We start from the raw sequence: 25,038 nt of genomic DNA on the forward strand, positions 1-25,038 counted from the left end.
CACTATTGTTAAAATGCTAAAGCATAATAAGAATTTTTTCATTTTTTATATGTCCTAAATGGAAAGTGGATGATAGTCCGAGTGCATTTTACCTTGTTTAAACGATTAAACCTAATTTAAAAGAGCAAATTATGAAAATTTTACGCCAATTTACCGCTTTATTTGTTGCTTCAACAGCAATGTTTTCAGCGAATGCGAATATGCTTCGCATTAGTGAAAAGGAAATTAACGATTATTTATCGACTAAATTAAATGAAAAAGTGCCACTACAAGATAAAGTCGGCATTCCTCAGTTATTTGAATTGGATTATCGCCTTCATTCACTGACTAGCAAAATTGGCAGAACCGAAGACAAAAAAGTTGCCATTTCAGGTGCAGTTGACGGCATTTTAAAAGCCAGAGGCAAAAAATATGATGCTTCAGTCCATTTAAATATGGATACTACACCCTATTACGATCCCAAAAAAGGCGCATTGTTCCTCAAAAATGTGCGATTACTAAGTTGGTCTGCTACACCAACAAAATATCAATCTGAACTTCAGATGTTCTTACCGATGCTTGCAGAAGGGTTAGCCAGCTTTTTAAACAATACGCCAGTTTACACTTTAGATGAAAATAAAACGAAAGAAGCAATGATAAAAAAATTTGGTAAAGCAATAGTAGTTGAAGAGGGTAACATCCGATTAGAAACCTCCATTTTTTAAAAATTTTGTGATCTCTGTCTAATTTCTACACTTTGGCAGTTGAGCTTTTAAACATTTTATTTACAATCCGAATATTATTTAATTATTGGGGAGATTTAAATGGAAATCGGTGTTGTTAAATGGTTTAACAATGTAAAAGGATTTGGTTTTATTACATCGGATGTATGCGAGGGTGATATTTTTGTGCACTTCTCTGAAATCAAAACAGAAGGCTATCGCTTATTAAAAGTAGGGCAAAAAGTACAATTTGAATTAGTACAAAGCGATCGAGGAGCATCCGCTACCAACATTGCCCCACTTGATGATAAAACCTCATAATCTACTGTAAAATAATAACTTTTCTTGCTATTCCACACATTCTTTATGCTTTGCTCGGTTTTAAACCGAGCTATATGTATTTTTATGCCTCTTTCTCATCAGCTAATTCTCACTCATTTGCTCTATGTTTTATTGGTTTAAACATTGTATTATTACGATTTTTGAGCCTACATTTCGATCCGCTCAATAATAATAGCTTGAGATTTCTCGTAGGTGGCTTAGCCTTTGTTTGAATTGGTAAAAATTAAGAGAAAATAGACCGCTTGTAATAAAAAACCTTTGGCTGATCAAATTAACCAAAGGTTTTTTCTTGCTCGAACTATCTAGCTTTTAATTCTTTGCTCTAAAATCACATTCAGCGTTTTTTGTTTCTGTTTTAACGCATTTTCAGGCTCAGCTTTTACTAACAAGGTGTAAATTAAATCTAGTACAAAAAGTTGCGACATTTTCGTACCAATAGAATCCCCTTGCATATGACCTTGCCGATTACCATTAATTAACACATAATTCGCTTCTTCCGTGACAGGAGATCGTAAATTATGGGTAATAGCAACAGTTTTCGCTTTATTTGCTCGAGAAAAACGAAGGGATTTTACCACCTCTTCAGAATAGCCAGAATGGCTAATGCCAATAACTAAATCACCTTCTTGTACAAGAGCTGCTTGCATATACATAAAGTGGTTATTGGTTACAGAATCGGTTTGTAGCCCAATACGCATCAATTTATGTTTTGCATCTTCTGCCGTTAAACCCGAAGAGCCCACACCAAATAAAAATATTCTTTTTGCTTGCCTTAACTCCTGCACCACTTTTTCTAACACATCAAAATCCAGTAAGTTAATCGTTTCGCTAATCACGCTGTCTAAGCTATTTTTCAGCTTATTGGCAATATCTTTAGATGTATCCGCTTCAGATACATCTGTATCCAATAGCACTTGTTTATCTTGATGTTGAGTAGCCAATTCTATCGCTAATTCCAACTTGAAATCAGTATAGCCTTTAAAGCCTAATGTTCGACAAAAACGAATAAACGTTGCCTCGCCAACATCTAAATATTTTGCTACATCAGATAAAGAACATTGGCTAAGTAATTCTGGTTGAGACAAAATAACAGTTGCTATTTTTTTTTCTGTTTTTGTCAAACTATTTTGTAGAGAGCTAATTGTATTGAGAATTTTTCCTCTAGCAGACATTCCCGCCTCCTATAGTAATTCCACAGGTACTTTTACTACTAATTTTTTTAATGTTTTGTTCTCATTCACTGTATTACCTGGCTTATGTGGTTCATAAGGTAAGAAAATAGCAAACATATTGGGTTTAAGTATGACTTCATTTTTATCATCAATCTCATCAGTTAATTGATAGTCATCTTCATCTCTGTATTCATCATATTTTGATAAATTAGGCTGACTTAAACCATATTCGATCATTTCTTCGCCTTCAATAAGTAGTTGAATATCTACAAATTTGCGGTGCATTTCTGCTTTTTTACCTTCAGCTGGACTAGTTTCAAATGACATCACATTCATACGAATACCCTCTTCTAAATCTTGCCAGCCTAATGCTAAATTTGCTAAATCTAATGCCTTTAATTTCCCACAAAGGCGTGCAAATACAGGAGGGAGAGATTTTGCATAATCGTCTCTTGATAAATCTGCTAATAACATAGATGTTTCCTTAATTTAATCAACAATATAATTTGATGTATCACTCCATAAATATATATTTATGAAGATATACTCCAATGGAAGAAGAATAATAGTTTAAAAATATAATCTCAATAAGAAAATTCCAAAAATGCGAAGTAGATCAAACTTTAAAGCTGAAGAAATCATTAATGCCTCTCATAGCGTTAATGAAAACGAAGAGAAATGTGTATACGTTAAGAAACCATTAAGCGAAAACCCGCCTTAGACAACGTCTTTTGCTCCTCTTGTAAATCTGCTAACACTAATGGATTTTGGCTTAAAAAGCCCCCATTAAATACTAAATGCCAATCATTATTTTCAATAGTTAGCGTGACATTCTTTGGCTCAATAGTCGCTTGACGGGAACGATTAAGCAATACGGCTAATCTAAATAAGCGGACTAAAGTTAATATATCGCGATATTGATAGCGATTAATACTGCGAATATCTGATCGTTTAAATCCTTTGAGGTGGTATCGAATTAACACTGTTAGCAATGTCTGTTGTTCAAAATCAAACCCTGGTAAATCTCGGTTTGAAATCAAATATGCCGAATGACGATGAACATCATGATGATTCACCACGATACCAATTTCGTGTAATAAACTTGCCCATTTCAACATAGAATGCAAATCTTCAACGTGACGGCGATTTTTCCAAATATTCACTTGTTCAAAAAGCATAAAAGCTGTTTTTTCTACTCTTGCAGATTGTTTCTTATCTAAATCAAACTGCTCCACTAATGCTTGTGCTGTGCGTTGACGAATATCACTCACCTGAAAACTTTTTTCTAAGCCATACATCACGCCCTCTCGCAATGCACCGTTAGAATAGCGTAGCGTTTCAATTTTGAACGTATGGAAAAGGGCTAATAAAATGGCTAAACCAGGCACTAATACATCTGCCCGATCTTCTAATAGTCCCCTCATTTTTATATCTTGCAACGATTTAAATTCTAAGCACAAATCAATAATTTTTTGTAGTCGGGGTTCAGTAATCAAGCCATCTCGATAGCCATTAGCAATTAGCACTCTATGAACGGTTTTTATTGTGCCTGACGAACCGAGTGCTTGCTCCCAGCCTAATTCTTGGTATTCCCACATCAGATCTTCAATTTTTTCCATTGCAAGCTGATAAGCTCTATCAAAATTTTCGAGAGTTAATTCCCCTTTTGGGAAAAAACGCTTCGCAAAACTTACACAGCCCATATGACGGCTTTCTGCTCGAATGGGATTAAAATTCTCGCCAATCGTAATTTCAGTTGACCCCCCACCAATATCCAATACTAACTTTCTACCTGTTTCGGGTTGAGTATGACTAACACCCGAATAAATTAATTTGGCTTCTTCCTGTCCAGAAATAATTGAAATCGGATAAGGAAAAACTGCTTTTGCTTGATGAAGAAAATCCTGCTTATTCACAGCTCTGCGTAGCGTATAAGTGCCTACAACTTTTACATCATCAGCTGAGAAACCGTGCAAACGCTTAGCAAATAATGCTAAGCAATCAACGCCTCTATCAATAGCCTCTTGGCTTAATACTAAGTTTTCATCAAGCCCATCAGCTAAACGTACACGGCGTTTAAGACGAGAAAGGATTTGAATTGAGCCATTCACAATACGGGCTACGATCATATGAAAGCTGTTTGACCCTAAATCAATCGCAGCAAATTCACGAGGAGCAATATTTGATGACATTATTAAACCCTGTACTATATAAACTAAAATGATGAGATATTACCATTTTAAACTAAATAGCACGACAAATTTAATGATCTTTTTAATTACCGATTTAAATCATAGAATTCACACAAAAATTTTTGACGAATCGTTCGAAAAAGAATAGGATTTATCTACTTACTTTTAATCAACTCAACCAAGAGGCTTTGTCTATGTCTGAAGTAAATAAATCATTCCACGATATGTTAGAGTATGTACATCTTTATCGTTTAAAAAATAAATTACATCGAGAAACTGCTGATAATGATCGCAAGATTCGTGATAACCAAAAACGAGTACTCCTACTAGATAACTTAACACAATACATCTCAGATGAAATGTCGATAGACGATGTCCGAGCAATTATAGCGAATATGCGTGATGACTACGAAAACCGCGTTGATGATTATATGATCCGCAATGCTGAACTTTCTAAGCAACGCCGTGAGATTCGTCAAAAAATGGCTTCTCACAAACAGGCGCCAACCAATAAGAAAGCCTAATACAAAAATTAAAAACAAGCGGTCATATTTTGCAAAAATTTTACAGAATATGACCGCTTGTTTATTTTATCAGAACACTTTAATAGCTGATTTAAAGTTTCTTCATTGCATCAGCAACAAATTCAGCTTCAGGTCCAAGAATAACTTGGTAGCCGTTATTGCCTAATTTGATATTACCTTTTGAGCCTAATACTTTTAATTTTGCCTCATTTACTTTGTTCGTATCGTTTAAGGTTAAACGTAAGCGTGTGATACAGGCATCAATGCTGGTAATATTCCCTTTACCACCTAATGCTTCAATAAATTTTGAGGCTTGTTCACTACGAGAAGTTGCATTGATTGTTTGTGCATCCACCTCATCTTCACGACCTGGCGTTTTTAAGTTGAAAACACGAATGACAATACGGAATAACGCATAGTAAATCACTGCAAAAACTAGGCCTTGTACGATAAGCATATACCATTGAACCGCAAGTGGGTTTCGACTAGACAAGACTAAATCCACTAAGCCAGCACTAAAACCGAAACCTGCAATCCACTCCATTGAAGCTGCAATATAAACAGAAAGCCCCGTTAATAATGCGTGTACAACATAAAGTACGGGTGCGACAAACATAAATGCAAATTCAAGTGGTTCTGTAATACCCGTAAAGAATGAAGCCAAGCTAGCAGCAAACATAATTGATGCAACTTGTGCTTTCTTAGCTGGTTTTGCACTATGATAAATCGCTAATGCTGCGGCTGGTAAACCGAACATCATTACTGGGAAAAAGCCTGCTTGATACATACCTGTCACGCCAACAACTGCGTTGCCTTCAGCCAATGATTTCGCACCACCTAAGAAGTTTGGAATATCATTAATACCTGCCACATCAAACCAGAATACTGAGTTTAATGCGTGGTGTAAACCAACAGGAATGAGTAAGCGGTTGAAGAAAGCATAAATACCTGCACCGATTGAGCCCATATCTTTAATTGATTCACCAAAAGAGACTAAACCACCGAAAATAACAGGCCATACATAAAGTAAGATAAATGCGACCACAATCATCACAACAGAAACAACAATCGGTACTAAACGTTTACCACTAAAAAATGATAATGCTTTCGATAATTCCACTTGATAGAAGCGGTTATAAAGCTCTGCAGAAATAACACCGACTAAAATACCAATAAATTGATTATTGATTTTACCAAACGCCGCGGGCACTTGATCTGCCGCTACACCTAATAATTGAGCCACTGCCCCTGGAGCAAGTAAGGTTGTTAGGACTAAATACCCCACTAGACCTGATAATGCTGCTGCACCATCTTTTTCTTTTGACATTCCAAATGCAACCCCTACTGCAAATAGAATAGACATATTATCAATAATTGCCGCACCCGATTTGATGAGTAATGCCGCAAACTGACTATTTGCCCCCCAACCCTCTGGGTCAACCCAATAACCAATACCCATTAGTAACGCTGCTGCTGGTAATGCAGCAACAGGCACCATTAAGGCACGCCCGATTTTTTGTAAATATGTTAATGCACTCATAATATATGATCTCCAAAGTTACCTTATGAGGAAATGAGAATAAAATTAACTCAAGAAAACTACAACTAGATAAATTGAGTTTTGTGATCCATTTCAAAAAATATCTTTGAAATTTTATTTCAATACGGCACCCAAGCCCTAGATAACAAATATTCATTGACAAAACTATGATAAAAAGGTATTTCTATACCGTTTTTCCATTGTGCTGGAAAAATAACAATGGCTTTACCATTGTGGGAGAGGTGCAACACTCAGGCAACTTAATTTGAGGTAACTAGGACCGTTTGAAAATTAAGTGATGGGAGTGCTTGCCGAGGTGTGAATTCACTAGAATGGAATTAACATCGGCTGCATAGGTTGAATCCTATCAGCTGTCATTTAATATCATATATTAAATGGAGTGCTCTGATTACTTGGTTCAATCAATCAAACCGTATAATCTGCTCAAATTTCCTTTCCGAATATCCCCTAACACAATATTATCTCAATCTATTTAAGGAAATTTTTATGTCTCATCTTTCTGTGGCTAAATTCGGTGGTACAAGTGTTGCCAATTTTGATGCAATGACTTTGTCTGCTAATATCGTGATTGCTGATGCAAACACTCGGGTGGTCGTTCTTTCTGCTTCTGCGGGAGTTACAAACTATTTAGTTGAACTCGCAAATGGTTGTGAAAAAGAAAAACGTGATGAAATCATAAAAGCAGTACGCCAAATTCAATACAATATTATTGAAAAATTACAACAGCAAGATAACGTACGTGCTGAAATTAACGAGTTATTAGAGCATATAGAAGCATTAGCCGAATCAGCAAGCCTTGCTACTTCTGCCGCATTAAGTGATGAATTAATTAGTCACGGTGAGATGATGTCCACAAAAATATTCACTCAATTATTAATTGAACGTGGACACCCAGCATTATGGGTAGATGTGCGTGACGTTGTGGCGACAAATAATTTCTACGGCAAAGCCACACCAAATGACGAAAAAACCCAACAGCAATCTGACAAGATAATCAAACCGCTTATCGAATCTGGCAAAATTGTAATTACACAAGGCTTTATTGGCCGTGATGATGAAGGTAAAACCACTACTTTAGGGCGTGGAGGCTCAGACTACTCTGCCGCATTATTAGCTGAGGTATTAAATGCAAATGATGTTTTAATTTGGACAGACGTTCCCGGCATCTATACTACTGATCCACGTGTTGTACCAAATGCACAACGTATTGATACTATGGCATTTAACGAAGCAGCAGAAATGGCAACCTTTGGAGCAAAAGTACTTCACCCAGCCACATTACTACCAGCCGTACGTAGCAATATTCCTGTTTACGTGGGGTCAAGCAAAGCCCCTGAACAAAATGGGACTTGGGTAACACGTGATCCTCAACCCCGCCCGACTTTCCGAGCAATAGCGCTACGTCGTAACCAAACTTTATTAACACTTTCAAGCCTTTCAATGCTACACGCACAAGGTTTCTTAGCAAATCTATTTACTATTTTAACAAAACATAAAATTTCGGTTGATGTCATTACTACTTCAGAAGTAAGCGTATCTCTCACACTAGACAAAACAGGATCAGCCTCTTCTGGCACAGAAATGTTATCTGCCGAATTACTTGATGAGCTCAATGCTTATTGCAATGTTCAAGTTGAAAATGATTTAGCATTAGTCGCCATTATTGGTAATAACTTACACCACCAATCAGGCGTAGCAAAAAAATTATTCCATACTCTTGAGAATTATAATATTCGCTTAATCAGCTATGGTGCAAGCAGTAACAATATCTGTATGCTTATCAAAAATAGTGAAGCTGACGATGCTGTTCGTGCATTACACAAAAACTTGTTTGAGTAATCAATCTACACTGCAAGCGGTTATTTTTAGTAAATTTTTTGCTAAAAACGACCGCTTGTTCGCCTATCCTTTCTAAAATACATTTAAATTTAAAGATGAATAAATATACTCTATTAGCCATAATTTGGCTTGTTGTTAGTATCTATGCGCTGATTTTTCGTGAAAATGGGGGCAACCCACCACCTTTTCCACATATTGAAAAAATAGGGCATTTCGCTATTTTCTTTATACAAATTTGGTTGGCGGCGAGAGCATTTATTCAATCCAGTAAAGCCGTACCCTATTTAGGGTTGATAATTTTTGCATTCATTTACGCTTTTGGAACAGAATGGGGACAAGCTAATTTTACTGAAACCCGACAAGGCTCTTGGTTAGATGGAGTGGCTGATCTGATTGGTGCAGGAACAGCATTATTAATTGTAAAATATATCTATAAAAAATAACTTCAAATTGCAATAAAAAAAGGCAGGAAACCCTGCCCTTTTTTGAAAACGAAAATATAATTAACGTTTTGAGTATTGTGGACGACGACGTGCTTTGTGTAAACCCACTTTTTTACGTTCAACGCGACGAGCATCACGAGTAACAAAGCCTGCTGCTCGAAGTGCTGGGCGTAAAGTTTCATCATATTCCATTAATGCACGGGTGATACCGTGACGGATAGCACCTGCTTGACCAGAAATACCACCACCAGTTACTGTGATGTATAGGTCTAATTTATCTGTTAATTCAACTAATTCTAATGGTTGACGAACGATCATTCGTGAAGTTTCACGACCGAAGTAAACCTCTAAAGAACGTTGGTTAATGGTAATGTTACCATTGCCCGGTTTGATAAATACACGAGCTGAAGAGCTTTTGCGGCGACCTGTGCCATAGTTTTGATTTGCTACTGTCATTTTTCTGCTCCGTGATTAGATGTCTAAAACTTGTGGTTGTTGTGCAGCGTGGTTATGTTCGTTGCCTGCGTAAACTTTTAATTTACGGAACATTTCACGACCTAAAGGACCTTTAGGTAACATACCTTTAACTGCGATCTCGATCACTGCTTCTGGACGACGTGCAATCATTTCTTTGAAGGTTGCATCTTTGATACCACCTACGTAGCCAGTGTGCCAGTAGTAGATTTTATCAGTTTCTTTTTTGCCAGTTACTGCTACTTTCTCTGCGTTAATCACGATGATGTAATCACCTGTATCTACGTGCGGAGTATATTCAGCTTTATGTTTACCGCGTAAACGGCGTGCTAATTCAGTAGCTAAACGACCTAAAGTTTTACCTGTCGCATCTACTACATACCAGTCACGTTGAACGGCTTCTGGTTTTGCTACAAAAGTTTTCATTAATTAAATACCAAAATTTAAAGTTTATAACCCAATTCCTAAAAAGGAATTACCTATGACGGTAGAATCTAACCCCTTCGAGTCAGTTCTGACCAAACTACTTGGCGGGAAAACCAAGCAAAACAGGGTGGCACGATTATACAGATTTTTTATACCAAAATCTAATATTTTTTAGACTTATTCGTTAAAATTAAGCCTATATCACATTTTAATCATTTGCTGCTTTTCAAATAAAATCTGAAGTGTTAAAAAGACAGTCATAAATTTTACTACTTAAAATATGAGGAGCTTATGATGGAACAATGGACAAGCGATATTTGGATAGCGATTGCTGCTGCATTTATTGTTGGTGCTGTACTAGGTGCTATTCTAGTACGTGCATTTAATAGTAATGTTAAGAAACAACACGAATTAGAGCAAACACTTAAACTGGCAAAAGCAGATATTAATGAAAAAAATCAACAACTTGAGAAACATTTTGAACAATCCGCTCAGTTACTTTCCACTTTAGCAACAGATTATAAAAAACTTTATGCACACTTAGCCCAAAGTTCTGAAAAACTATTGCCTGAAAATGCCAAAAACATTCCCTTTTTCCAACAAACCCAATTGCCTACTCAGCCTAAAAAGACAGGCGAAGATCAGCCACGAGATTATTCTGAAGGCTCATCTGGTTTACTTAAATCGTAAAATTTATCGAAAAAATGACCGCTTGTAGTTATTAACGGCAAGCGGTTTTTCTATTCACTCTCTAATTCGCTGATTATTGTTTCTTGAAGTGCAAATTGCTCTTGCTCGGATAACGCCTGCCCTTTAGCATTATTTACGACAAAGAAATCTTCTACTCTCTCTCCAATTGTAGTAATTTTCGCATTTAGCAAATTCAAATTAAGGCGATTAAAAATATAACCAATTTGTGCTAATAAGCCTTCTCTATCAAGCGTAAATAGTTCAAATTCAGTTTGTTTTTTTGATGTTGCTGGAAGAAAACGTAGTCTAGTTTTGCGTTTAAATGATGAATGTTTAACGGGCTTTTTAATAAATTTAACGTGATTATTCGGCATTCCTAACATTTTAATGAGCGATCGCTGAATTTGCAGACTTCTTTCATTCGTTAAGTCCGCTCCATTACGCTCGGTGACAATAAAGCTATCCAACACTAATCCATTTTCGCTAGTAATAATTTGTGCATCGTGAATACTGATTTTCTTTTGGCTTAATAACTGTGCTATACGAGCAAAAAGCTGGGGTTGATCTTGGCAACACACAAAAATTTCTGTCCCCCCTCTTGCACATTCATTACTTATCAATGCCATTGGCAATTTTTGATTTTTGATATAACTTAAGGTATGCCAGACCAACTGAGTCGGGGTATGGCGTAAAAAATAGCTTTGTGGGCAAGGCTGCCAAAATTCAGCTAAGATTTTACGCTCATTCGGCGAAAGCATAAACTTCATTAGCTCTAAAGCTTGTAAGCGATGCTCGTTCGCTACTGCTTCGTAGTCTAAATTTTCAGCGAGTTGTTTTAAGGTGAATTGGTATAGTTGCGTAAAGAGTGAGGCTTTCCAATCATTCCATAAACTTCCACTCGTTGCACAAATATCAGCAACGGTCAAACAAAGTAGTGAAGATAAAGCGGTCTGATTTTTCACTTTTTTTGCAAATGTACGCACAACTTCAGGGTCGTGAATATCACGCCGTTGAGCAGTAATCGACATTGTTAAATGCTCTTCCACCAGCCATACCATATAGTCGGTTTGCTCTTGATTAAAGTGATGTAATTCGGCAAACGCACTCATATCACCAGCCCCTACCTTAGCGTGATCACCCTCTCTTCCCTTCGCAATATCGTGGAAAAGTGCGGCAATATAAATCAATGCGTGGTTATTCGATAACTGTGAAAATAATGTATGGCAGAGCGGAAAAGCCGAATTTTTAGCATTTTCAGTAAAATGCTCCAAATTCAGCATAACTCGAATGGTGTGTTCATCTACCGTGTAAATATGGAAAAGATCGAACTGCATCAATCCTTCAATCCCTTTCCATTGTGGCAAATAGGCCGCCAAGAAACCTAATTGGTGCATAGGTAAAATAGCTCTAGATACCACTTTAGGCTGATTAAAAAGCTGAACAAACTTTTCTCGCATTTCCCGATCTTCACAAAGTGGTTGCTCTTGCTGCTGGAGAGATAAACGTAATTGTCTTAACGTATCAGCACTCGCATTTAATTGCGGAAAATGCGTCATATGGAAAAAAAGATCCAATATGGTCGTTGGCTGATTTCTGAAAATGCGGCGATCTTCAACAAACAACATCTGATTTTGTTGATAAAAATGCCGATCAAGCGGTTGTTTTTGCCCCATTTTTTGCAAATTCAATAAATGGGCTTGCTCAAAACTATTAAGCAGTAATTGGCTAAGTTGAGAAATGGATTTTGTCGATTGGAAATAATCTCTCATCATCATTTCAACCGCTTGGTTTCCCTCACCTTGATAGCCTAAAAATGCACTTAATTGGAGCTGTCTATCAAATCTCAGGCGGTTATCATAACGTTTGAGTTGTAAATGAAGTGCAAAACGCATCCGAAAAAGCACCGCTTGTGCTGCGGTTAATTCCTTATATTCTTCGTAATAGAGCAAGCCTTTATTGAGCAAATCTAAAAATGAATGCACGCCGTATTGGCGTAACATAATCCACGAGATCAAATTGAGATCTCTTAACCCGCCAGGGCTATGTTTTAAGTCAGGCTCAAGATTGTAGCTGGTATTATGATAGCGGACATAACGAGCGTTTTTTTCGTCCATTTTAGCTTTAAAAAATGCCTGAATGTCCCAAAAATCGGGTTGGTATATTGCTTCTTTTAAATTGAGCCAGAGCTGATGATTGCCGAATAAAAAACGGCCCTCAAGCATATTAGTCGCAACCGAAATTTCAGCCCTGCCAATTTCAATACATTCCTCAATAGTTCGGATACTTGAGCCAAGTTGTAATTTGCTATCCCAAAGTACATTAAATAATTCATTCAACACGTGTTGAGTGCTTTCATCTAACGGCTTTTCAGTTAGCACTAAAATATCCAGATCAGAGAGCGGAAACATTTCTTCCCGCCCATATCCGCCAACGGCTAATAAAGCAAGATCTTCACGTTTTTCTAATCCATATTCTTGCCAAAGTGTATGCAAAATTTCATCATAAAAGCGACTACGTTCGGCAATTAATTCTAGTACATCCGTGTTTGAAAATGCAGCTTTCTGCTGTTGCGTAAATTCAGCTAAAAGCGTTTTTAATTCGTTATCTTTCATTGTTTATTTGTCCAAGTTTTTCAAAATAATAGGCGATTTATTTTGCTTTGCCTATATTTATTTTTAGGCAACAAGCTATAATGCCATTTCTTTGTACATAGAAGGATAATTTATGACTTTTGCTCTTATAGCCATTATTGGCGGCTTACTTGTGCTAGTTTGGAGTGCCGATCGATTTGTTGATGGTGCTGCCTCAGTAGCTCGCCATTTTGGTATGGCTCCGTTACTCATCGGGATTGTCGTAATTGGCTTTGGTACATCCGCACCCGAGATGATTGTTTCAGCTTCATCGGCGTTAAATGGCGTACCTGGTATTGCTCTCGGTAATGCGTATGGCTCAAATATTACTAATATTGCCCTTATTTTAGGTTTAACCGCCATAATTAAACCGCTACGGGTAAACTCTGACGTGTTGAAAAAAGAGTTACCCATTTTAATGGCAGTGACTCTACTTTCTGCTTATTTACTTTACGATGCGAATGTTACTCTCTTAGATGCGATTATTTTACTTGCTATATTTTTGGCTTATATGGTCTGGACAATTATTATCTCTATGAGAAATAAAAATGATGCGTTAGCAATAGATGTTGATGCACAATTAGCTGATAGTTCAGCAATGAGCTTAAAAAAATCGATTCTATGGCTCATTATTGGGTTAGTACTTTTAGTGGTGAGTTCTCAATTTTTAGTTTGGGGAGCGGTTGAAGTAGCCAAATTCTTCGGTGTAAGCGACTTAGTTATCGGGTTAACCATTGTCGCTATAGGCACCTCTTTACCAGAGCTTGCCTCATCAATTGCTGCAGCCCGTAAAGGCGAAGTAGATTTAGCATTAGGTAATATTATCGGTTCTAATTTATTCAATACCCTTGCCGTTGTAGGGATTGCAGGGACAATTGAGTCAATGCAAGTCACAGCAGAAATATTCTATCGTGATATTATTACGATGTCCGCTTTAACTTTCTTACTCTTTATTTATGGTATCAATATTTATCGCCGACCAGAAGGTGGGAGAATTAACCGCATAGAAGGTCTGTTACTTTTCTCCGCGTATATTGGCTATAACCTCTATCTGTTTAAAACAGCTATCTGATTCTAATATAAATGAAAATCCCCTGTGCTTAAGTTGCAAAATATTTGCCGTTTTTGACCGCTTGTATGACAAGTAATTTAAGTTCAGGAGAGCAAGTTTGCCTCTTACCAAGAACAGTACCGATTGATTTCATTATGATTATTGGTTGATCCCACATTAAAAATCTGCACCTTAATCAGTTGGTTAACTTCAACTTTTGGGGTGCAGACAAAACGTGGTACTTTTATGCAATCAATTAAGCTTTCGTATATTTAGGCTCTTTAAAGACCGTTACTTCTGGTGCTTGTCCTGTAAATTTCTCAACTTGTACTATTGCCGTGTTTGGTGAGTTACCTTGTGCTAATTTTGATGTGCCTTCATCACGTGTTAACACATTCGGGCAACCAAATTTACACAGTGGTTTTTCACTTTGACCTGCATCTGCTGGATCATACCAAGCCCCCTCGTGAATAGCGACCGTGCCTTTAATAATACCCTCTGTAACAACTGCACCTGCTAGAATTTGACCACGGGTATTAAACACGCGAACAATGTCACCATCAGCAATACCACGAGCAGCGGCATCATCTTTGTGAATTAACATAGGTTCACGATCTTTTACGGTATATTTGTTACGCAATGAAGTATGTGCTAACTGGCTATGTAAGCGATAGTAAGGATGAGGGGTAACTAAAGCCAATGGTGCTTCAGCCGTTGCATTACCCGCATACTCTTCTGGTTCCATCCAACTTGGATAGCCTTGACAGTCATCATAATTCATTTTAGCAATCACATCTGAGAATATTTCAATTTTTCCCGATGGCGTACCTAATGGATTGAGCAATGGATCATTACGGAACTCTTCATAACGCACCCATTTTTTCGCTTTATCACTTACTTTAAATGTAATTGGTTTATTTTCTGCCCAGAACTTATCGAAATTCGGCATAATAACTCTGTTTTTACGTGCTGCATCAAAAGCGGATTGATAGAAGCCCTTGAGCCAATCCATTTCTGATTTCCCCTCAGTAAACTTATCTTCTACGCCAGCACGTTTAGAAAGCTCAGCAAAAATATCGTAATCGCTTTTCGCTTCAAATTGTGGCTCAACAACTTGTTTCATTGGGAAAATATTCATCATTGAATAATCACCCGACATTGTTAAGTCATTACGCTCATAACTGGTTGTTGCTGGTAATAATATATCTGCCATACGAGCGGTTGGCGTCCAATAACATTCGTTCACCACAATTAAATCTGGTTTTTGCCAGGCTTTTACCATTGTGTTAGTATCTTGATGATGCACTAATGGATTACCGCCTGCCCAATAAATCACTTTGATATCTGGATAGGTAATTTCTGTTCCGTTATATTGAATAGTTTTACCTGGATTGAGTAACGCATCTGAAATACGGGCTAATGGGAATGACGCTTTTGACGTATCATCTAACCACGTTTTTTCGCCTACATCACCACTTATATTTGCCGATATTGCACCAACAATCCCGCCAGTTGCAGTTGGTGCACCACCATTTGCATAATGATAACTTAACCCAAACCCTCCACCTGGCAATCCAATTTGACCTAACATTGAAGCAAGGGTAACTAACATCCAGTGAGTTTGTTCACCGTGGCGTTGGCGTTGCATACCCCAGCCCCCCATTAACATCGTGCGTTTTGATGAAAAATCAGCGGCTAATTGCTTAATTTTTTCTGCTGGCACACCACAAATTTTCGCTGCCCACGCGGCATCTTTTGGCTGATTATCCGTTTTGCCTAATAGGTATTCTTCAAATTTATCATAGCCTGCCGTATATTTTTTCAAAAACGCTTTATCGTGCTTATCTTCACTCACTAAAGTATGTGCGATACCTAACATTAATGCCACATCTGTCCCAGTATTCACAGGCACCCATTCTGCATTGAGATATTCCGCTGACTCATTACGTTCAGGCGTAATACAAATAATACGTTTACCTGTTTCTTTGAATTTTTTGAAATATTCAATACCTTGTTGATCGGTTGATGTCCAAGCATTACGTAAAGTCGTTAATGGATTTGCTGACCAAAGCACGATAATATCGCTACTTTCAAGTAAAACCTCCCAACTGGTTTGTTGTTCATAAACCTCAATAGTACCCAGCACGTGCGGCATAATAACTTGAGCCGCACCAGTCGAATAATCACCTTTTACCCCAACAAATCCACCCGTTAAGTTCATATAGCGGTGTAATAATGTACGGGCAGCGTGTAATGAGCCTGAGCTATACCAACCATAAGAGCCTGCAAAAATACTGGTTGCACCGTATGTATCACGAGCAGATTTTATCCCTGCGTGAACCAATTCAAAGGCTTTTTCCCAAGAAACTTGAACCCATTCATCACGCCCACGTAAGGTGGTATCTTTATTACCTTCTAAGTAGCCTTTACGCACCATTGGATATTTCACACGAGCTTCACCGTGAACTTGATCAGCCACAACGTGCTGTAATTCATTTGGCACAGAAATATCAATAGCAGAATCGGATTTCACAACTTTACCGTTTTCAACCACAACGGCTAATGGCCCCCAATGGGCGGCCGTTAGCACCGCATTCATTTCGGCCGCTTTTGCACTCGTTGATGCTAATGCACCTACTACGCCAGTAGTACTGGTTACGAAACCTGCACCCGCAGCTAAGCTAAGTGATGATTTTTTTAGAAAACCACGACGACTTACGTCAATATTGTCTTGCTTTTTCATAATAAACCTCATTTGAAGTTAAGTTAAAAATAGACACCTTTCTGAAGTCGAGTGGATAAACCATTTCTCGCTTATCCATTGGTAAAGTTGCTAGATCTTTTTGCAAAATTTTCGCAAAAAACGACCGCTTGTTTCGCATCTTTACGGCTTGCTACCATATCCCACATAGAGACTTAGGTTCACAAGCTCGGTATCCTCTAAGTTAAAAATTAATGTGAACTACCTGCAATATCTTTAGCGTTACGTTGTAAATAAATAGTGACCGCTCTGACATCATCTGCAGACATTGATGTTCGATCTTTCATTGAATTTACTACCCCAATCCACTGATTAGCCGTGTAATGATCTGCTCCGATTGGTGCATGGCAACCACTACAATGGGTTTGGTTCAAATTATCTCCAAATTGATTTAATGCCATAATATTTGCGGTTACTGCAGTTTTAGGCGCAATAATCTCAACATTAATTTCTTTCCAATTCGAGTTAGTCACATTATCAAAAACCGTGTTTACGATATTCACTTTACTTTGAGCCTCATCAGGTAATAACGCCACCATAATGCGTTTACCTAAATCCATATATACAACAGATTCAGCTCCTTCTTGTTGCCAGCCCTTAATTGTCGCTTTTACTTGCTCCCCTTCTTCTTTCCACTGATGTAATTCAGCATAAGGCAATAACCGAACTTCTCCTCCTTGTGGAAGTTGAGCCGTGGTCATCGCAAGCGTGTAAAGCGTTTTATCACTGGTAGTAAATTCTGCACCGTGTTTTGATAATTCTCCTGCTGCGACATTATCTAATTGAATATCTGGCATAAAATGAGCAACACCTTTATGGCAATCAATACAAGTTTGGTTAGTTTCTTGTGCAAGTTTGTGCATCTTCTGAGCAGATTCTTTTTGATCTGACAACACCATAGCATCAAAACTATGGCAACTTCTGCAAGTCATAGAATCATTTGCTTTCATCTCTTTCCACACTCGTTGAGCCATTTCAAGACGATGAGCTTCATACGCTTCCTGATCGGGTAATTTGTTAGTCACAAAAGTGTGCCACACATCTTTTAATGCTATTACTTTTGCTTTTACATAATGCAAGGTATCTTGCGGAACGTGGCAATCCGAACATTCTGCTCGAATGCCTTTACGGTTAGAAAAATGTACGCTCCCTTCCCACTCTGCTTGAGGGTGACTCATTGAATGGCAACTTACGCAAAATTCTGTTGAATTAGTGGCTTTCATTGCATATTGAGAACCACCTAACAAAATGGCTCCTAACCCCATCACACCAATAAAAGCCACTATTTTTTTCGCTTTAGACATAACTCTCCCACTAACTAAAAATTAAAGACGGGCATATTTTATTAACTCATTAGAGGTATCTGCAATAAGTAAAAATACGTATTAACTCAAAAGAGTTAATAAAGTTTGATCTAAGGCAAAAATAGTAAATAAAAATGAGAAAATGCTTCCTCAATCATATTTATTTATAAGAAAACCAGTTTGGTAATATGAACTGTGAATCAGCAAATAGGGCTGGAGCAATAACAGCACTTCTACCTTGCTGAATTTGATAAATTAATTGTGGCAAGCTAATAGATAAATCTTTCGTTTCTGGATAAGTTAAACCAATTTGACTATCGGTATTAAAATAATAGGTGCCATTCACGCCATAATGTGGTTGCTGGCGAATAATATTCGAAACCGCTTTAAAATGACGAGGGGAAACGCTTTGTTTCCAAGCATTTACTAAAATATTTGCTTGATCATAGGCAATGCTTGCCTGCGAATAGGTGGGTTTTCGTTCGAATAGTTGTTCATAGGATTGGCAGAACTGTCTGCCTAAATAGTTATCGCTTAATCCACTGTTAGTGCTCCATAATACCCCTTCACAAGGTTGCTCGTGAGGTAAAAAAGCAGAAGGTGCATAAATACTGTAAATAATTGCATTAGTCGGATTTTCAATAAAGGCTTGATGAAAATGGACAATATCTTCTGCAAAATAGGAAGCAAGCACAATCATAGATGGAGCCGCATCGTGAATTTTCTTCATCAAATCTTGATAAGCCGTATTAGCCTGTTCTAACTCCACATATTCAATATGCCAGCCTTGTTTACGTAAATTGATTGATAAATTATCTATACCAATATCGACTTTTTGCCATTTTACACTAACAACTATGACGGTTTTGTTTTGAATAAAATCTGCATAATAATAACGGTAATATTGCAGAAAATTTAGAATACCCAAGCTATAAGTGACATCGCTTGCACAAACTTGGAACATATTCTCAATTCGTTTATTCGGCAAATTCTGAGCAAGTTTATTAGAGCCACTATGCGTTGCAATATGCAAATAGGGAATACCTTCCGTTGCAATAAGTTCGTGAACTTCGGGCAAATAACAAGCATAGGCGGTAGAAATTGCATCAACGTCTTGTTCCAACAACGTGTTATAAGCATTAAGAATGCTGGATTTATTCTCTACACAAAAACCAGCAGTAGCAATCTGTACTTCTCGCCCATTAATCCCCCCTTGTCGGTTGATATTTTCTACCGCAAGTTGTGTGCCATTTAGTAATTCTCTTGTATCAATTTGACCAATACCTTGCTCTACGTAAGGTACGCCAAGCATAATTGGGCGATGACTGTAGCAATTAATCGAAAAAGCGGCAGGCTCATTTATTACAAGCGGTCGTTTTTTGCTTTTAAATTGCAAAGCTAGTTGTTCAATTTTAAAGGTAGCAAGAATAGACTTTTCTAGATTACCTGGGGTTGGCAAGCAAATTAAATGCTCGGTAATGGCAAACACCGCTAATAGTGTTCGGCTCTCGGTATTTGTTTTAGCAAAAATATGTTCAATATGTTTACCCACAGTACGCTTACTGATGTTCAATGTATGTGCAATTTCTTCATTGCTAAGCCCACTGCTAATTAAAGTTAATAGTTCAATTTCCCTTTTACTGATGTCAAAAGGCAATTCAGTTTGCTCTGCTTGTATTAACGTAAAATCTTGATGGCGATTCAACAACACTTTAAGCCAATATTGATTTGGCAGACAATAAAAGAAAGACAGCGAAGTTTGATTAGAATAAAGTAACGCTTGAGCATAGCGGCAGAGTTGTTCTAACTGCGTAAAATATTGCACCCCTGCTTTATTTTCCCACTCTAAAACATCACCCTGCTTATTAATCAAGCAAGACCATCGATTATTTTCACTCATTCCGTTTCCTAAATAAAAAATTGCAACACTAAAATAACAAAATTACCTATTCAAAAAAATGATATAAATCAAACCAACCTGATTTAGTTATAGCTACTTATCAAAATATAACGTGATATACGCTTGCTTAATCCGCATTCTCCCCCTACAATAAAACCAATTTTATTTAAGACTCCGAGCATTATTTCCTAACTCTAAAAATTAAAGCACATTTTTTGATATGGAATTTATGCCAGTAACAGCTTAGCTGTTCAAAGGATAACTTAGAAATGAGTTGTCCTCTCGTATTTAGAAAGGTGTCAAATGCAATCTATTATTCCAATTAAAAACGTGGGTAATGATATTTCTGGGCTTGTTGATCGTTTTCAGCGTCAATATACTTACTTACGACTTTCTATTACTGATGTCTGTAACTTCCGTTGTAACTACTGTTTACCTAATGGCTATAGACCACCTTCGCATAAACAAACATTTCTCACCGTTGATGAAATTCAACGAATCGCTAAAACCTTTGCTAATCTAGGTACAGAGAAAATCCGTATCACTGGTGGCGAGCCGACTTTACGCAAAGATTTTGCCGAAATTGCTCATACTCTTTCACAAACTGCTGGCATCCACAAAGTCGCCTTAACCACCAACGGCTACCGAATGGAGCGTGACGTTGCTCTTTGGCAACAAGCTGGTATTACGGATATTAATGTGAGCGTAGATAGTTTAGATACACGACAATTTCAACTAATCACGGGCGAAAATAAATTACAATCGATTTTAAACGGCATTAATAAAGCCTTTGAAATTGGCTACAAAAAAATCAAGGTCAATGCCGTTTTAATGAAGCAGTACACCGCGCACGAGTTAGATAATTTCCTTGCTTGGATCAAAGATAAGCCTATTCAAATGCGTTTTATTGAGCTAATGGAAACAGGGGAAATGGATAGTTTTTTCAAACAGCAGCACCTTTCTGGCCAGTTTGTTATAAATCGCTTGCTAAATGAAGGCTGGCAATTACAACCGAAAGCAATATCAGACGGGCCAGCAAAAGTGCTATTCCACCCCGATTACCAAGGGGAAATCGGTTTAATTATGCCTTATGAAAAGAATTTCTGTGCCTCTTGTAATCGCTTGCGTGTTTCCGCACTTGGTAAACTTCATCTCTGTTTATTTGGCGAAGAAGGAATAGATCTTCGTGATTTACTTGAACGAGACGAACAGCAATTACAACTAGAAACTCGTTTAAAATCAGCATTACAAGGCAAGAGAGAACACCACTATTTACATATTGGGGATAGTGGCGTAAGGAATAATTTATCAAGCATAGGCGGTTAAATCACCATCTAGAATTTACTTTTTGGCACAAATAAAGAAAGAGATAAAATAAATGACAACCTTCACTCATATCAACCAACGCGGCGAAGCGAATATGGTCGATGTTTCGATGAAACAAGAAACGGTACGCATTGCTCGTGCCGAAGCCTTTGTACGAATGAATGCGGAAACGCTACAAATGATTGTCAGCGGTAATCATCATAAAGGCGATGTTTTTGCCACCGCTCGCATTGCAGGTATTCAGGCAGCAAAAAGAACTTGGGAGCTTATTCCACTATGCCACCCATTACTACTTTCTAAAATAGAAGTACAGCTTGAAGCCTTGCCTGAGACTAACCAAGTTCGTATTGAATCTCTTTGCAAACTCACAGGTAAAACAGGTGTAGAAATGGAAGCCCTCACGGCTGCAAGTGTTGCTGCACTAACAATTTACGATATGTGCAAAGCGGTGCAAAAAGATATGATTATTGAAAATGTCCGCCTGCTACACAAAAGTGGCGGAAAATCAGGAGACTTCAACATTGATTAAAGTGCTTTTTTTCGCCCAAGTACGTGAACTTGTGGCAACAGATATGTTAGAAATTGACCCCACATTTAATACCGCAGAAGAGCTGCGTGAGCATTTAAGCCAACAAGGGAAAAAATGGCAGTTAGCGTTAGAAAAAGGCAAACTTTTAGTAGCAATTAACCAAACCATCTGTCCGTTTGAGACAGCCATCAAAGATGGTGATGAAGTCGCATTTTTCCCACCAGTAACAGGGGGTTAAAATGCACGCTACATTGATTGAAGTACAAGAAGCTGAATTTGACCAAAACAAAATCTATCGTTGGCTCAGTGAATACAATAGTGTTGGGGCAACTACGCTTTTTATCGGCAAAGTGCGTGAAATGAATTTAGGCGATAATGTGTCGGGTTTATTTCTTGAGCACTACCCTGCAATGACGAAAAAAGCCCTGCAAGAAATTGTTGATGAAGCACGCCAACGTTGGGATTTACAACGCGTTGCCGTTGTTCATCGAATTGGGCAGCTTCACACAGGCGATGAAATTGTATTAGTTGGAGTCAGTTCAGCTCATCGAGGCGATGCCTACCATGCCAATGAATTTATTATGGATTACCTCAAAACCAAAGCCCCTTTTTGGAAGCGTGAGCAAACTCAAGAAGGAGAACGTTGGATTGAAGGGCGTGAGAGCGATCAACAAGCGGTCGAAAAATGGCTATAATTTGCAAAGGTAATACGAATGGAAAATTTATATATTGATTTACAGATCGCCTGTGAAAATACCGAAAACTTACCAAGCGAACAACAATTTTACACCTGGGTTCACAAAGCTTTATCCATTGAAGCAAAAACGGAAAATTTCCCCGAAAGTGAAATCACTATTCGAATTGTGGATGAAGCCGAAAGCCACGAACTCAATCTCACTTATCGAGGCAAAGATAAACCGACCAACGTGCTTTCTTTCCCATTTGAAGTACCAGAAGGCATTGAAATGCCGCTATTGGGAGATTTAGTTATCTGCCGTCAAGTGATGGAAAAAGAAGCCAAGGAACAGCAAATCAGCGAAGAAAGCCATTGGGCTCATTTAAGCGTTCACGGCACACTCCATCTGCTTGGCTACGACCACATCGAAGAAAAGGATGCAGAGGAAATGGAAAGTCTGGAAACGGAAATTATGCAAAGTTTAGGCTATGACGATCCGTATTTGAGTGAGAAAATGTAAATAAAACAATGCGTTCGCTAGTCATTATAACAAATCAAAATACCTTTAGCCTTGCTAAGCAAGGCTATTTTTACATTTCTGAAAACCATACCCTCAAGGCTATTCCTTTTTCCAACGCCAAAACTATTTTAGGGCAAGAACATCCTTTTGCGCTCTATAATATGCAAGCAGAAAATGGTATAAATTTTCATCTTGAGGCATTTTCTATTCTTGCTGGCACTATTCAAGAAAACGGTACTCTATTTTTGCTTTGTCCTCAGTGGCATAATTTAGAAAACGAATTAGATTATGATGCGTTACGTTGGAACGCTAATCACGCAATTGCCTGTCCTAATTTTTATCAGCATTTCAAGCAATTAGTCGCCAAATTTGGTTTTGAAATCAAGCCAGATCTGCCTAAACTCCCTGTAACAAGCGGTCAAATTTCAACAAAATTTTGCAATTTAACCGAGCAACAGCAAAAAATTCTACAAAATCTACCGCTTGATAATGCTGATATTCATTTAATTACTGCCCCTCGTGGACGAGGGAAATCCACCCTTGCAGGCAAATTAGCGGAAACCATTTCTCAAGAAAATCCTGTTGTAATTACCGCTCGTTCCCACTCTGCTCTGCCGAATTTTTGGAAGCAGGTGGAGGGTGAGAAAGTCCGTTTTTTTGCTCCAGATCGGTTGATACAAGCGGTGGGAAATGGTGAAAATTTTGCAAAAACGTGGCTGTTTATTGATGAAGCAGCGAGCTTGCCGTTGCCGATGTTGCAGCAATGTTGTGAGCATTTTGACAAAGTGGTTTTAACCACCACCACGCAAAATTACGAAGGCACGGGGCGAGGGTTTGAGCTGAAATTACCGAAGATGTTAAATAAGCCATTCAAACATTGGACGTTATCTGAACCGTTACGCTGGGGGGAGAATGATCCCCTTGAGAGATTTATTACAGATTTGCTTTTACTTTCCGAAGAAAAAGCCCCCCTCTTTAACAAAGAGGGGCAGGGGGAGATTTGGCAGAAGCAATTATCGAAGAATATAATTTATTCAAACAAGCATTTACAGGAAAAAAGTTCCTTCTATCATCTGCTTGCCTCCGCCCATTACAAAACCACGCCAACCGATTTACGCCGCTTGTTTGACGGCGAGAGGCAAATTTTTCTACATAAAACAGAGAATGAAAAACTAATTGGCGGTATTTGGGCAATGTTAGAAGGTGGCTTTAGTGACGAATTAACTCAAGCAATTTGGCGTGGCGAACGCCGCCCGCAGGGTAATTTAGTGGCTCAATATCTCTGCTTTCAAGGCAATTTACCAGAAGCTTGTAAATTGCATTCGGTTCGTATTTCTCGCATTGCGGTTCTGCCTGAAAAGCAAAATCAAGGTATTGGCAAGCGGTTAATTTCTCAATTTATTTTGCAAAATATTCAACAAAAACAACCGCTTGATTTTATTTCTGTCAGCTTTGGGCTCACAGCTCCGCTCTATCAATTTTGGGCAAATTGCGGTTTTGAACTGGTGCAAATTACCCCCAACAAAGAAGCCAGTAGCGGCTACCGCAGTGCGATGATGATTTACCCAATTTCAGAACAAGGTAAACAATTTAGCCAACAAGCTACCCAAGCTTTTGTCAGAGATTTCGCTCTTCAACCGTTTTTCACGGAAATTTGTGAGGAATTGCAAAATTTCGAGCAATTTCAACCGCTTGTAGAAATCTCTTTAGATGAGCGTGATTGGCAAAATTTAACCGCATTTGCAAATGGAAAGCGAGCCTTGCCTGCTGTTTATATTAGTTTAAAACGTTTATATTTATCTGCTCCGCAAACGCTGAACTCACTTGCTGTTTTTAACGAACATCAGCAAAAATATTCAAAAGTAGAAATTGAAAAGTATCGGGAAATTGTGAAAACATACTTAAAAAGTGTAAATCATTAAAATAATTTATGGATTAACTTAATTTTTTTATGCTTTCCCTCTTGCTAAATTTTCC

The 25,038-nt window shown here is 38.0% G+C and carries 23 protein-coding genes and 3 riboswitches; of the genes, 13 read left to right on the plus strand and 10 right to left on the minus strand.

Annotation, left to right across the window (positions count from 1 at the left end; translation table 11 throughout):
• Nucleotides 1-131: 131 nt before the first annotated feature.
• Complete coding sequence (locus tag HV560_RS07905) at nucleotides 132-704, plus strand: YceB family lipoprotein (protein WP_176812598.1); 573 nt, start codon at nucleotides 132-134, stop codon at nucleotides 702-704.
• 99 nt (nucleotides 705-803) lie between these two features.
• The gene (cspD, locus tag HV560_RS07910; protein WP_176812599.1) at nucleotides 804-1,022 is read left to right on the plus strand and encodes a cold shock domain-containing protein CspD; all 219 of its coding nucleotides are present in this window, start codon (nucleotides 804-806) and stop codon (nucleotides 1,020-1,022) included.
• A 323-nt stretch (nucleotides 1,023-1,345) separates the two neighbouring features.
• Here the strand turns inward: cspD and HV560_RS07915 are convergent, their stop codons facing one another.
• From HV560_RS07915 to ppx, 3 genes are all read right to left on the minus strand, one after another.
• Complete coding sequence (locus HV560_RS07915; protein ID WP_159629984.1) at nucleotides 1,346-2,215, minus strand: MurR/RpiR family transcriptional regulator; 870 nt, start codon at nucleotides 2,213-2,215, stop codon at nucleotides 1,346-1,348.
• A gap of 9 nt (nucleotides 2,216-2,224) precedes the next feature.
• Complete coding sequence (gene nanQ, locus HV560_RS07920) at nucleotides 2,225-2,689, minus strand: N-acetylneuraminate anomerase (RefSeq protein WP_176808519.1); 465 nt, start codon at nucleotides 2,687-2,689, stop codon at nucleotides 2,225-2,227.
• Between the two features lie 215 nt (nucleotides 2,690-2,904).
• The gene (gene ppx, locus HV560_RS07925) at nucleotides 2,905-4,407 is read right to left on the minus strand and encodes an exopolyphosphatase (RefSeq protein WP_176810015.1); all 1,503 of its coding nucleotides are present in this window, start codon (nucleotides 4,405-4,407) and stop codon (nucleotides 2,905-2,907) included.
• A gap of 194 nt (nucleotides 4,408-4,601) precedes the next feature.
• Here ppx and HV560_RS07930 point away from each other — a divergent pair, with 194 nt between their 5' ends.
• Nucleotides 4,602-4,931 (plus strand): DUF496 family protein, encoded by a 330-nt coding sequence (locus HV560_RS07930; RefSeq protein WP_176808521.1) that lies wholly within the window; start codon nucleotides 4,602-4,604, stop codon nucleotides 4,929-4,931.
• Between the two features lie 91 nt (nucleotides 4,932-5,022).
• Here HV560_RS07930 and nagE read toward each other — a convergent pair whose 3' ends face one another.
• Nucleotides 5,023-6,471 carry an N-acetylglucosamine-specific PTS transporter subunit IIBC gene (gene nagE / locus HV560_RS07935; RefSeq protein WP_176808522.1) on the minus strand — a complete coding sequence of 483 codons (1,449 nt, stop codon included), beginning with the start codon at nucleotides 6,469-6,471 and terminating at the stop codon, nucleotides 5,023-5,025.
• Between the two features lie 229 nt (nucleotides 6,472-6,700).
• A riboswitch (Lysine riboswitch) is annotated at nucleotides 6,701-6,885 on the plus strand.
• Nucleotides 6,886-6,978: 93 nt separating this feature from the next.
• On the opposite strand from nagE, the gene lysC reads away from it, so the two are divergent.
• Both lysC and HV560_RS07945 read left to right on the plus strand, forming a co-directional pair.
• The gene (lysC, locus tag HV560_RS07940) at nucleotides 6,979-8,331 is read left to right on the plus strand and encodes a lysine-sensitive aspartokinase 3 (RefSeq protein ID WP_159629974.1); all 1,353 of its coding nucleotides are present in this window, start codon (nucleotides 6,979-6,981) and stop codon (nucleotides 8,329-8,331) included.
• A 95-nt stretch (nucleotides 8,332-8,426) separates the two neighbouring features.
• On the plus strand, nucleotides 8,427-8,774 hold the full coding sequence (locus HV560_RS07945; protein WP_176812600.1) for a VanZ family protein: 348 nt from the start codon (nucleotides 8,427-8,429) through the stop codon (nucleotides 8,772-8,774).
• 60 nt (nucleotides 8,775-8,834) lie between these two features.
• Here HV560_RS07945 and rpsI read toward each other — a convergent pair whose 3' ends face one another.
• The gene (rpsI, locus tag HV560_RS07950; protein WP_159629968.1) at nucleotides 8,835-9,230 is read right to left on the minus strand and encodes a 30S ribosomal protein S9; all 396 of its coding nucleotides are present in this window, start codon (nucleotides 9,228-9,230) and stop codon (nucleotides 8,835-8,837) included.
• Nucleotides 9,231-9,245: 15 nt separating this feature from the next.
• Complete coding sequence (gene rplM / locus HV560_RS07955) at nucleotides 9,246-9,674, minus strand: 50S ribosomal protein L13 (protein WP_176812601.1); 429 nt, start codon at nucleotides 9,672-9,674, stop codon at nucleotides 9,246-9,248.
• Between the two features lie 294 nt (nucleotides 9,675-9,968).
• Between rplM and HV560_RS07960 the strand changes: the two genes are divergently transcribed.
• Nucleotides 9,969-10,364: a Z-ring associated ZapG family protein gene (locus HV560_RS07960; RefSeq protein ID WP_176812852.1), complete on the plus strand. Its 396-nt coding sequence runs from the start codon at nucleotides 9,969-9,971 to the stop codon at nucleotides 10,362-10,364.
• Nucleotides 10,365-10,414: 50 nt separating this feature from the next.
• Here HV560_RS07960 and glnD read toward each other — a convergent pair whose 3' ends face one another.
• Nucleotides 10,415-12,976, minus strand: coding sequence for a bifunctional uridylyltransferase/uridylyl-removing protein GlnD (gene glnD, locus HV560_RS07965; protein ID WP_176808525.1), 2,562 nt, complete (start codon nucleotides 12,974-12,976; stop codon nucleotides 10,415-10,417).
• A 112-nt stretch (nucleotides 12,977-13,088) separates the two neighbouring features.
• On the opposite strand from glnD, the gene HV560_RS07970 reads away from it, so the two are divergent.
• Nucleotides 13,089-14,066, plus strand: coding sequence for a calcium/sodium antiporter (locus HV560_RS07970; protein ID WP_176808526.1), 978 nt, complete (start codon nucleotides 13,089-13,091; stop codon nucleotides 14,064-14,066).
• 235 nt (nucleotides 14,067-14,301) lie between these two features.
• Here the strand turns inward: HV560_RS07970 and torA are convergent, their stop codons facing one another.
• From torA to HV560_RS07985, 3 genes are all read right to left on the minus strand, one after another.
• Nucleotides 14,302-16,788, minus strand: a complete 2,487-nt coding sequence (torA, locus tag HV560_RS07975; RefSeq protein ID WP_176812602.1) for a trimethylamine-N-oxide reductase TorA — start codon at nucleotides 16,786-16,788, stop codon at nucleotides 14,302-14,304.
• Between the two features lie 18 nt (nucleotides 16,789-16,806).
• Nucleotides 16,807-16,993, minus strand: a riboswitch (molybdenum cofactor riboswitch).
• Nucleotides 16,994-16,997: 4 nt separating this feature from the next.
• The gene (locus HV560_RS07980; protein ID WP_176812603.1) at nucleotides 16,998-18,110 is read right to left on the minus strand and encodes a NapC/NirT family cytochrome c; all 1,113 of its coding nucleotides are present in this window, start codon (nucleotides 18,108-18,110) and stop codon (nucleotides 16,998-17,000) included.
• Nucleotides 18,111-18,270: 160 nt separating this feature from the next.
• Nucleotides 18,271-20,010 (minus strand): LuxR C-terminal-related transcriptional regulator, encoded by a 1,740-nt coding sequence (locus HV560_RS07985; RefSeq protein WP_176812604.1) that lies wholly within the window; start codon nucleotides 20,008-20,010, stop codon nucleotides 18,271-18,273.
• A gap of 160 nt (nucleotides 20,011-20,170) precedes the next feature.
• Nucleotides 20,171-20,325, plus strand: a riboswitch (molybdenum cofactor riboswitch).
• On the opposite strand from HV560_RS07985, the gene moaA reads away from it, so the two are divergent.
• The 6 genes from moaA to HV560_RS08015 all read left to right on the plus strand — a co-directional run bounded on the left by moaA (nucleotide 20,314) and on the right by HV560_RS08015 (nucleotide 24,983).
• Nucleotides 20,314-21,336 carry a GTP 3',8-cyclase MoaA gene (moaA, locus tag HV560_RS07990; RefSeq protein WP_176812605.1) on the plus strand — a complete coding sequence of 341 codons (1,023 nt, stop codon included), beginning with the start codon at nucleotides 20,314-20,316 and terminating at the stop codon, nucleotides 21,334-21,336. Its footprint overlaps the riboswitch before it by 12 nt.
• Nucleotides 21,337-21,388: 52 nt before the next feature.
• Entirely contained in the window at nucleotides 21,389-21,865 is a 477-nt protein-coding gene (gene moaC / locus HV560_RS07995) for a cyclic pyranopterin monophosphate synthase MoaC (RefSeq protein WP_176812606.1), read from the plus strand.
• Nucleotides 21,858-22,103, plus strand: a complete 246-nt coding sequence (moaD, locus tag HV560_RS08000; protein WP_159629954.1) for a molybdopterin synthase sulfur carrier subunit — start codon at nucleotides 21,858-21,860, stop codon at nucleotides 22,101-22,103. Before moaC ends, moaD begins: the two co-directional genes overlap by 8 nt.
• A gap of 1 nt (nucleotide 22,104) precedes the next feature.
• Nucleotides 22,105-22,560, plus strand: a complete 456-nt coding sequence (moaE, locus tag HV560_RS08005; RefSeq protein WP_176812607.1) for a molybdopterin synthase catalytic subunit MoaE — start codon at nucleotides 22,105-22,107, stop codon at nucleotides 22,558-22,560.
• Nucleotides 22,561-22,578: 18 nt separating this feature from the next.
• A complete protein-coding gene (gene ybeY / locus HV560_RS08010) occupies nucleotides 22,579-23,061 on the plus strand; it encodes an rRNA maturation RNase YbeY (protein ID WP_176812608.1) in 483 nt (160 codons plus the stop codon).
• An 8-nt stretch (nucleotides 23,062-23,069) separates the two neighbouring features.
• Nucleotides 23,070-24,983 carry a tRNA(Met) cytidine acetyltransferase TmcA domain-containing protein gene (locus HV560_RS08015; protein ID WP_176812609.1) on the plus strand — a complete coding sequence of 638 codons (1,914 nt, stop codon included), beginning with the start codon at nucleotides 23,070-23,072 and terminating at the stop codon, nucleotides 24,981-24,983.
• Nucleotides 24,984-25,038: the final 55 nt, after the last annotated feature.

The sequence above is a fragment of the Mannheimia pernigra genome (assembly GCF_013377995.1).
Taxonomy (GTDB): domain Bacteria; phylum Pseudomonadota; class Gammaproteobacteria; order Enterobacterales; family Pasteurellaceae; genus Mannheimia; species Mannheimia pernigra.

What these genes read in the sequence shown, in the direction of transcription:
- HV560_RS07905 (WP_176812598.1), top strand. Translation starts at nt 132, where the DNA reads ATGAAAATTTTACGCCAATTTACCGCTTTATTTGTTGCTTCAACAGCA.
- cspD (WP_176812599.1), top strand. Translation starts at nt 804, where the DNA reads ATGGAAATCGGTGTTGTTAAATGGTTTAACAATGTAAAAGGATTTGGT.
- HV560_RS07915 (WP_159629984.1), bottom strand. Translation starts at nt 2,215, where the DNA reads ATGTCTGCTAGAGGAAAAATTCTCAATACAATTAGCTCTCTACAAAAT.
- nanQ (WP_176808519.1), bottom strand. Translation starts at nt 2,689, where the DNA reads ATGTTATTAGCAGATTTATCAAGAGACGATTATGCAAAATCTCTCCCT.
- ppx (WP_176810015.1), bottom strand. Translation starts at nt 4,407, where the DNA reads ATGTCATCAAATATTGCTCCTCGTGAATTTGCTGCGATTGATTTAGGG.
- HV560_RS07930 (WP_176808521.1), top strand. Translation starts at nt 4,602, where the DNA reads ATGTCTGAAGTAAATAAATCATTCCACGATATGTTAGAGTATGTACAT.
- nagE (WP_176808522.1), bottom strand. Translation starts at nt 6,471, where the DNA reads ATGAGTGCATTAACATATTTACAAAAAATCGGGCGTGCCTTAATGGTG.
- lysC (WP_159629974.1), top strand. Translation starts at nt 6,979, where the DNA reads ATGTCTCATCTTTCTGTGGCTAAATTCGGTGGTACAAGTGTTGCCAAT.
- HV560_RS07945 (WP_176812600.1), top strand. Translation starts at nt 8,427, where the DNA reads ATGAATAAATATACTCTATTAGCCATAATTTGGCTTGTTGTTAGTATC.
- rpsI (WP_159629968.1), bottom strand. Translation starts at nt 9,230, where the DNA reads ATGACAGTAGCAAATCAAAACTATGGCACAGGTCGCCGCAAAAGCTCT.
- rplM (WP_176812601.1), bottom strand. Translation starts at nt 9,674, where the DNA reads ATGAAAACTTTTGTAGCAAAACCAGAAGCCGTTCAACGTGACTGGTAT.
- HV560_RS07960 (WP_176812852.1), top strand. Translation starts at nt 9,969, where the DNA reads ATGGAACAATGGACAAGCGATATTTGGATAGCGATTGCTGCTGCATTT.
- glnD (WP_176808525.1), bottom strand. Translation starts at nt 12,976, where the DNA reads ATGAAAGATAACGAATTAAAAACGCTTTTAGCTGAATTTACGCAACAG.
- HV560_RS07970 (WP_176808526.1), top strand. Translation starts at nt 13,089, where the DNA reads ATGACTTTTGCTCTTATAGCCATTATTGGCGGCTTACTTGTGCTAGTT.
- torA (WP_176812602.1), bottom strand. Translation starts at nt 16,788, where the DNA reads ATGAAAAAGCAAGACAATATTGACGTAAGTCGTCGTGGTTTTCTAAAA.
- HV560_RS07980 (WP_176812603.1), bottom strand. Translation starts at nt 18,110, where the DNA reads ATGTCTAAAGCGAAAAAAATAGTGGCTTTTATTGGTGTGATGGGGTTA.
- HV560_RS07985 (WP_176812604.1), bottom strand. Translation starts at nt 20,010, where the DNA reads ATGAGTGAAAATAATCGATGGTCTTGCTTGATTAATAAGCAGGGTGAT.
- moaA (WP_176812605.1), top strand. Translation starts at nt 20,314, where the DNA reads ATGCAATCTATTATTCCAATTAAAAACGTGGGTAATGATATTTCTGGG.
- moaC (WP_176812606.1), top strand. Translation starts at nt 21,389, where the DNA reads ATGACAACCTTCACTCATATCAACCAACGCGGCGAAGCGAATATGGTC.
- moaE (WP_176812607.1), top strand. Translation starts at nt 22,105, where the DNA reads ATGCACGCTACATTGATTGAAGTACAAGAAGCTGAATTTGACCAAAAC.
- ybeY (WP_176812608.1), top strand. Translation starts at nt 22,579, where the DNA reads ATGGAAAATTTATATATTGATTTACAGATCGCCTGTGAAAATACCGAA.
- HV560_RS08015 (WP_176812609.1), top strand. Translation starts at nt 23,070, where the DNA reads ATGCGTTCGCTAGTCATTATAACAAATCAAAATACCTTTAGCCTTGCT.